Genomic DNA, 7,481 nt, shown 5'->3' with positions numbered 1-7,481 from the left:
AGAGCGCATCGGCAAACGCATCAACAACGAACGCGTCGACGAAGCCCTCTCCCTCAACCCCGACATCGTCTCCACCGCCTGCCCCTTCTGCCTCGTCATGCTCACCGACTCCGTCAACGGCAAGAAGAACGACGGCAAGGCAAAGGAATCCATCCAGGTCGTCGACGTCGCCCAGCTCCTGCTGGACTCGGTGAAGACGCCGACCGACCCGACGGACGAGCCGGAAGCGGCGAACGAGCCGGAGCCGGAACCGGTGAAGTAGCCCACACCTGAAAAACCCCGAGTGGGGGTGCACGTGAGCGATCACGTGCACCCCCACTCAGCTTTTCGGTGGGGGGAGCAACGGCGAGCAACCCCCGCGGCGGGACGGCCACGTGCGCGGGAGGCACCGCACAGCGCAGCGCATGTCACAGCTCAGCCCCAAACGCACCCCCATCTCCCCACTCGGCCACCCGTCCCGCAGGGACCAGGTACTTTCGAAGGCGTGGCTGGATTCAGGATGGGTCGCGGACGGGATGCCCGCCCCGCGCAGAACGGACAGCAGGGGCAGGCGCAGCAGGCGCCGTACGGGCAGCAGCAGGGGCCGTACGGGCAGCAGGCCGCGCCGCCACCGCACGGGCAGTGGCAGCAGTACGGCGGCGGACCGCAGGGGCAGGGGCAGCCGCAGCAGTACGGCGAGCCCGAGTACTTCGGCGATGCCGGCGGCGCCGGCTACGCACCGTACGGCGGCGACAACAACCCCGGCAGCACCCGGCAGTTCAGCATCGGCGAGGCGCCGGACGCCCACGGCCCGTACCCCGATCAGTACGGCAACGGCCCGGACGGCGGTGAGTACGCCGCCGGCGGCACGTACCGCGCCGGCCAGTCCGCCGCCCCGCCGGCCGGCCCCCGGCTGCACTGGAAGCAGCTGCTGTCCGGCATCGTGCTGCGTCCCGACGCGACGTTCTGGCAGATGCGGGACCACACGGTCTGGGGCCCGGCCCTGACCGTCACGTTCATCTACGGCCTGCTCGCGGTCTTCGGCTTCGACAAGGCCCGTGAGGACGTGCTGAACGCCACGCTCTCCAACAGCATCCCCTGGGTGCTGATCACCGCCGTGATGTTCATCATCGGCAGCCTGATCCTGGGCGCGGTCACCCACACCCTGGCCCGCCAGCTCGGCGGCGACGGTGCCTGGCAGCCGACCATCGGCCTGGCCATGCTGATCATGACGATCACGGACGCGCCCCGGCTGCTGTTCGCGATGTTCCTCGGCGGCGACTCCACGCTCGTCCAGGTCCTGGGCTGGCTGACCTGGCTCGCCACCGGCTATCTGCTGACCTCCATGGTCAGCAAGTCGCACGACCTGCCGTGGCCGAAGGCGCTCGGCGCCTCCGCGATCCAGCTGGTCGCGCTGCTGGCGCTGCTCAAGCTGGGCACGCTGTAGGCGACGGCCCGACCCGGCCACGCGTCAAGGGCCCGTCCCGGAGCACTCCGCTCCGGGACGGGCCCTTCGCCGTACGGGGGCGCCGCGCGCGATCGCCGTACCGGCAGCCGCCGTTACGCGAACCGCTGCCCCGTCGACCCGTCACACGCCCGCAGCCGCAGCGGCTCCTTCGCGCCGTCCAGCGTCAGGCAGAGCGACTGCGCGGCGGCCGGCCGGATCGTGCCGTCCGTCTGCCGGGCGAACTGCTGGTTGGCCACGCCCGAGCAGTTCCACAGCACCAGCCCGGCCCCCGGCTCGTACCGTCCGCCCGGCACGTCCAGGCACCGGTCCTGGGTCAGCCCGACGTGCACCGACCGCTGGTCTGCGTCGTACCACCAGTCCTGGTGGCGCTGCCCGTTGCAGTCCCAGCCTCCGACCACCGTGCCGTTGCGGCTGGCGCCGCCGGTCGCGTCCACACAGCTGCCGGTGGCGGCGTTCCGCAGCGGCCGGTACGCGTCGTCCCAGGCGCCCGGGTAGAGCTTCGGCCGCCCGGTGCTCGCCGGGTCCGCGCAGGACGCCTCGCGCAGTCCCGGTGCCGCGTACAGCTGGGTCAGGCAGGAGGCGAACGCCGCGTGCCCGCGCGCGTTGGGGTGGAAGGACTGCCGCACCGAATTGGAGTCGGGCGGGAAGGGGTTGGTGAGGTTCACGTACAGCCCGCGCGCCCAGGTGTCCTCCATGCACACCTCGTGGCCGTGGAAGAGCCGCGAGGCGTCGAGGTAGGTCACGCCGGTGTCCTGCGCGACCTCGCGGACGCCCCGTTCGAAGGCCGGTACGGCGGCGTTGCGCCCCCAGCCGGCGTCGGAGGTGTAGCCCGTGCAGCCGCCCGGCAGCTTCCCGGGGAAGTGCGGGTTGTCCTCCACGTCCGGCCCGATGGGGCTCGGGTACGACATCACCACGAGCCGGTAGTCGCCGTCGGCGTACCCCGCGTTCCGCATCACGGTCCGCAGGTCGTTCAGCGTCCGCTCGATCTTCGGCACCAGCCCGTCGACCCGCGCCTGCCACCCCGGCCGGTACTTCGGCTCGCAGGTGCCCTGGAGCAGGAACCAGTGCTCCACGCAGTCCGTCATCACCGGCCCGAACTGCAGGTCGTCATTGGCGCCGGCCACCAGGAGCACCATCTTCAGCCGGGTGTTCCGGGCCGCGATCGCCAGGCTGTCGCTCTGCACCAGCTCATCGGCGTACTGCTTGCTGCCGCCGATCACGATGTTCCCGCTGTACGCGCCCGAGCACGCGACGTTGTACGTGACGTCGGCCGCGATGCCGGTGCGGTGGATCGCCGCGTCCGGCGACCGGTGGCACCAGTTGGTGGGCCCGTCGGTCCCCGGCTCGTACGTCCCGACGCCCTCGCCGGAGATCTCGCTGTCGCCCAGCGAGATCAAGGAGGTCTTGCGCTCGGCGAGCGGCCGCTCGGCCGGGTCCCCGTAGAGCTTGACCGCCTCCTGCGCCCGGACCTTCTCCAGCTCGGGCGGCAGCGGTGTGGTGGCCGTGATCGTCGCCCGGCCGGTACCGCCCGCGGCTCCGCCGGCGGCACTCGCCCCGCCGCCCGCCGCCAGGGTGAACACCATCCCCAGCACCGCTGCCGAGCCCACGACCGCACCACGTAAACCAGATCGTCCGCGCCACCCGTGCCCCGCACGTCTCCCGCGTCTCGTACGCACCCTGCGGCCTCCCCTCCGGTCTGCTGTTACCGCGGGTTGTACTCGCAAGTAGGCCCGGGCGGAACACCGGGAACGCCATTGGCCGAAAGACGCGCACAGACCGCACGACAACGCGCACCCCCACCCACCGCCCCCAACGAACAAGGGAGCCGGCCGAGGCCAACTCCCTTGTGTGGTGCGGTACTTACCGGGTCAGGCGTCGAGGATCTGGCCCTCGCGCCGGACCACCGGCGGCTCGACGCTCCAGGGGAAGTTGATCCAGTCGTCCGTGCGCTTCCAGACGTACTCGCACTTCACCAGCGAGTGCGACTTCTCGTAGATCACCGCGCTGCGCACCTCGGCCACGGTTTCCAGGCAGAAGTCGCGCACCAGCTTCAGCGTCTTGCCGGTGTCGGCCACGTCATCGGCGATCAGCACCTTCTTCTCCGAGAAGTCGATCGCGTTCGGGACCGGCGCCAGCATGACCGGCATCTCCAGGGTGGTCCCCACGCCGGTGTAGAACTCGACGTTCACCAGGTGGATGTTCTTGCAGTCCAGCGCGTAGGCCAGGCCGCCCGCGACGAACACGCCGCCCCGGGCGATCGACAGCACGATGTCCGGCTCGTACCCGTCGTCCGCGATCGTCTGCGCCAGCTCGCGGATCGCCCCGCCGAACCGCTCGTACGTCAGGTTCTCCCGCACGTCACTCACGAATCTCTCAGACCTTCTCTGTTTCGAGCTACGACCTGGCCCTCGGCCCACGGCCCGGGCCCGGCCCACGGCGCCCCGCCGTGGGCGGCCTCACACCTTCGTACGGTGGAAATTCCGGAACGACCGGGACGGCGTCGGGCCGCGCTGCCCCTGGTAGCGGGAGCCGTACCGCTCGCTGCCGTAGGGGTGCTCAGCCGGCGAGGTCAGCCGGAACATGCACAGCTGCCCGATCTTCATGCCCGGCCACAGCTTGATCGGCAGCGTGGCCACGTTGCTCAGCTCCAGCGTCACGTGCCCGCTGAACCCCGGGTCGATGAACCCGGCGGTGGAGTGCGTCAGCAGTCCGAGCCGCCCCAGCGAGCTCTTGCCCTCCAGGCGCGAGGCGACGTCGTCCGGCAGGCTGATGACCTCGTACGTCGAGGCGAGCACGAACTCACCCGGGTGCAGGATGAACGCCTCGTCGCCCTCCGGAACCACCTCACGGGTCAGGTCGGGCTGCTCGACGGCGGGGTCGATGTGCGGGTAGCGGTGGTTCTCGAACACCCGGAAGTAGCGATCGAGACGCACGTCGATACTGGACGGCTGCACCATCGACTCGTCATAGGGGTCGATGCGCACCCGGCCGGCATCGATCTCGGCCCGGATGTCCTTGTCTGAGAGAAGCACGCAGACGAGGATACGCGCCCGCACCACCCCCACCGCACGACGAGGGCCCGGCCCCACCAGGGACCGGGCCCACCACCCTCGGACGATCGATCCACGCGCACGCGACGACGTGGATCACCACCGCTACGGGTTGATCACTACCGCTTCGCGTGCTCGACGGGCACCGCATGCCGCAGCCGAGCACAGCGCGGGCAGCGCAACAGCCGTCCGGGACCGAGCCGGTCGGTGGTCTGCATCGGGAACGAAGCGGTGCTGAACACGTGGCCCTCGGCACAACGTACGACGGTGCGCTCCATCAAGTCCCTCTCCCAACTGCGTGGACAACAAAAGCCACATTAGGGGATGAACTGGGCGCCATCACAGGCGGCACTCCGGGCCCCCACCGTACGCCCCAACTCCCGCCCCGCACACCCGCATCCCGCGCGGACCGCACCCCCGCGCCGCCCCCTCTTCCCACCCCACCCGGACATGCCAAATGCACCGCGGGGCGGCGATGGGGTAGAGTGTGCGACGATGTTCCGCTCTCGGACGAGAGGGAATGACGCGGGTGTAGTTTAATGGTAGAACATGAGCTTCCCAAGCTCAGAGCGCGGGTTCGATTCCCGTCACCCGCTCCATACGGAAGCCCCAGGTCAGCGACCTGGGGCTTGTTCGTTGCCTGGACCTCTCCGGCATGGGTGTGTCCTCCACGTGCCCCATCTCGCCAAAACGCCCCAGGCGGACGGGGTCTGACGCCCAGCCCACACCCCCGGGAGCGAGCGCCCACCCGGATCGCGAGACGCGTTCTTCGCGGCTGCACCACACGCCTGCTGCGCGTGTGCGATTTCGCTTTCACAAAGCGGGAGTTGACCGCCGTAGCGAATCCTCGTCGCCGCGGCCGCCTCACATGAGGCCCGGCAAGAATCCTCTCCGTTGCCGGCCCGACCGAAGGATGACGACGGAACCAGCCTTCCGGCGAGGAGCAACGGGCAAGCCGTTGGCAACGTGCAAGGCGTTGGCGGCGGGGATCATGACCGCCCTGCAGGGTCGGCAGAGAAGGGGCCCGCATCTTCGGAAGCCGGCGCCGCCGCACTCCGACGGCTCTCCTCCATGGCGGCGGTGAACTGAGTGCTGGTCGGTGGCGGATGGGGCAGTGGGCGTGCGGCTTGGGGGCGCAGTCCGTCGAAGATCACGCACCTGGGGCGCGGTGTCACCGGTGTGAGCGGCGCGCAGGGCCGGGTCACCGCCGTGGTGCTCGACGACGGCACCCGGCCGGCCGCCGACACGTGCGGGCGCCACCGGCCGACCAGCGAGATCTGGGCCCGGGTCGCTCCGGTACCGGGAGACCCTTCCGTGTGCTCCGGTTCCGGAGCACACGGAAGGGTGGCGGAGCCGTCCCGGTGACCGACTGGAGGTCAGGGTTCGACGACCGGTGCGCTGTCGCTGGACGGGGACAGGATGGCCGACGGGGTGACCGCGCCGGCGAAGCTGACCTCATAGCCGTGGTTGAGGAGGATGAGCGTCAGGGTGAGCGTCTCGTTCACCCGGGCGACGCCCTGGGCGTCGGTGTTGGCGATGCCCAGGACGTTGCTGCCGGCCTTGAAGAGGATCGGCTGGTTGGGCACCGGAAGGCCGGTGACCTGGTCGGTCAGCGTGGCCGTCAGGAACGGGAAGTACACGTGCGGCGGGAACAGCTTCGACAGCGCCGGGGTCGCGGTCAGCGAGGTGGCGTGGACGGGGACGAAGTAGGTGAAGCCGCCCACCAGAGTGGTGCTGCCACCAGGGGTGGTGACGGTGACGTCCGCGGGACCGGCCGCGCCGGGCGGAGTGGTCGCGGTGAGCTGCGTACCGGTGGCGTTGACCGTCACGCCGGTCGCGGGGTTGCCGCCGATGTCGACGCTCGCCCCGGTCAGGTTGGTGCCGGTGATCGTCACCACCGTGCCGCCCGTGATGGGCCCCTGGTTGGGGGTGATGGTGCTGATCGTCGGGGGGAACTGGATGACGCTGACGTTGGCCGAGGCGATGTTGCTGACGTAGACCTTGTTGTTGGGGGCGACCACCAGGGCGATCGGCTGGCTGCCGACCGGGATCGGGGCGCCGACGACCAGGTTGGTGGTGGTGTCGATCACCGACACGTTGTTGGAGCCACGGTTGGCCGTGTAGGCGTTGCCGTCCGGGCCGACCGTGATGCCCCACGGGTTGGTGCCGACGGGGATCGTGGTGATGATCGTGTCCGTGGTCGTGTCGATCACGGACACGTTGTTCGACCCGATGTTGGCGACGTAGGCGTTGCCGTTGGGGGCGATCGCCACGAAGTTCGGCTGGTTGAGGCCGGGGATCGTGGTGATGACGGTGGCGGTGGCGGTGTTGATCACCGTCACGGAGTTGCCGTTCCGGTTGGCGACGTAGGCCTTGCCGTTGGGGGCGACCGCGATGCCGACCGGCCCGCTGCCGGTGGGGATCGCGGCGCCGACGACCAGGTTGGTGGTGGTGTCGATCTCCTGCACGCTGTTCGCCCCGAAGCGGCTGACGTAGACGTTGCCGCTGGGGATGACCGCCGCCGCGGCGGGGCCGCCGCTGAGGGGGATGGTGGTGATGACGGTGCTGGTGGCGGTGTCGATCACCGTCACGTTGTTCGAGATGTTGTTGGGGACGTAGGCGTTGCCGTTGGGGGCGACGGTCAGCCAGGCCGGTGTGGTGCCGGTGGGGATCGGTGCGCCGATGACGGTGTCCGTGGCGGTGTCGATGGTGAACACGTTGCTCGACCCGGAGTTGGCGACGTAGAGGTCGCCGTTGGGGATGAACGCCAGCCCGACCGGGTTGGTGCCGACGGGGATGGACGTGACCGCCAGGAAGGTGCGCACCGGCGCGGCCGTCCGGTTCACCGCCCCCGCCCCGGCGACCGGCGGCGCCTGGCCGAGGAGGAGAGTTGTGCTCAGGAGTTCCTGCGACGGCGACTGAACGTGGGTATTCATGTGGACCCCTTTGGTGGGGGCCGCCCGGGCCCCGGCACACCCCTGCGC

General features: G+C 70.1%; 6 protein-coding genes and 1 tRNA gene. 3 read left to right on the top strand and 4 right to left on the bottom strand.

Annotated elements, in window-relative coordinates; all coding sequences use genetic code 11:
* Both V2J85_RS34220 and V2J85_RS34215 read left to right on the top strand, forming a co-directional pair.
* On the top strand, positions 1 to 262 hold a 262-nt coding region (locus tag V2J85_RS34220), incomplete at its 5' end, for a heterodisulfide reductase-related iron-sulfur binding cluster (RefSeq protein ID WP_330823730.1).
* Between the two features lie 237 nt (positions 263 to 499).
* Positions 500 to 1,426, top strand: coding sequence for a Yip1 family protein (locus V2J85_RS34215; RefSeq protein WP_330823731.1), 927 nt, complete (start codon positions 500 to 502; stop codon positions 1,424 to 1,426).
* A 113-nt stretch (positions 1,427 to 1,539) separates the two neighbouring features.
* Here the strand turns inward: V2J85_RS34215 and V2J85_RS34210 are convergent, their stop codons facing one another.
* From V2J85_RS34210 to dcd, 3 genes are all read right to left on the bottom strand, one after another.
* Complete coding sequence (locus V2J85_RS34210) at positions 1,540 to 3,030, bottom strand: ricin-type beta-trefoil lectin domain protein (RefSeq protein WP_261957541.1); 1,491 nt, start codon at positions 3,028 to 3,030, stop codon at positions 1,540 to 1,542.
* Positions 3,031 to 3,315: 285 nt separating this feature from the next.
* The gene (locus V2J85_RS34205; protein ID WP_261956871.1) at positions 3,316 to 3,813 is read right to left on the bottom strand and encodes a phosphoribosyltransferase; all 498 of its coding nucleotides are present in this window, start codon (positions 3,811 to 3,813) and stop codon (positions 3,316 to 3,318) included.
* Between the two features lie 90 nt (positions 3,814 to 3,903).
* Positions 3,904 to 4,479 carry a dCTP deaminase gene (dcd, locus tag V2J85_RS34200; protein WP_261956870.1) on the bottom strand — a complete coding sequence of 192 codons (576 nt, stop codon included), beginning with the start codon at positions 4,477 to 4,479 and terminating at the stop codon, positions 3,904 to 3,906.
* 543 nt (positions 4,480 to 5,022) lie between these two features.
* Here dcd and V2J85_RS34195 point away from each other — a divergent pair.
* Positions 5,023 to 5,096 (top strand) — tRNA-Gly (locus tag V2J85_RS34195).
* Between the two features lie 777 nt (positions 5,097 to 5,873).
* Here V2J85_RS34195 and V2J85_RS34190 read toward each other — a convergent pair.
* Positions 5,874 to 7,433 (bottom strand): IPT/TIG domain-containing protein, encoded by a 1,560-nt coding sequence (locus tag V2J85_RS34190; protein WP_261956869.1) that lies wholly within the window; start codon positions 7,431 to 7,433, stop codon positions 5,874 to 5,876.
* Positions 7,434 to 7,481: the final 48 nt, after the last annotated feature.

It is taken from the genome of Streptomyces bugieae (assembly GCF_036352915.1).
Taxonomy (GTDB): Bacteria; Actinomycetota; Actinomycetes; order Streptomycetales; family Streptomycetaceae; genus Streptomyces; species Streptomyces endophytica.
Note: the sequence above shows the minus strand (reverse complement) of the source record. Positions and strands in the feature narration are given on the sequence as shown.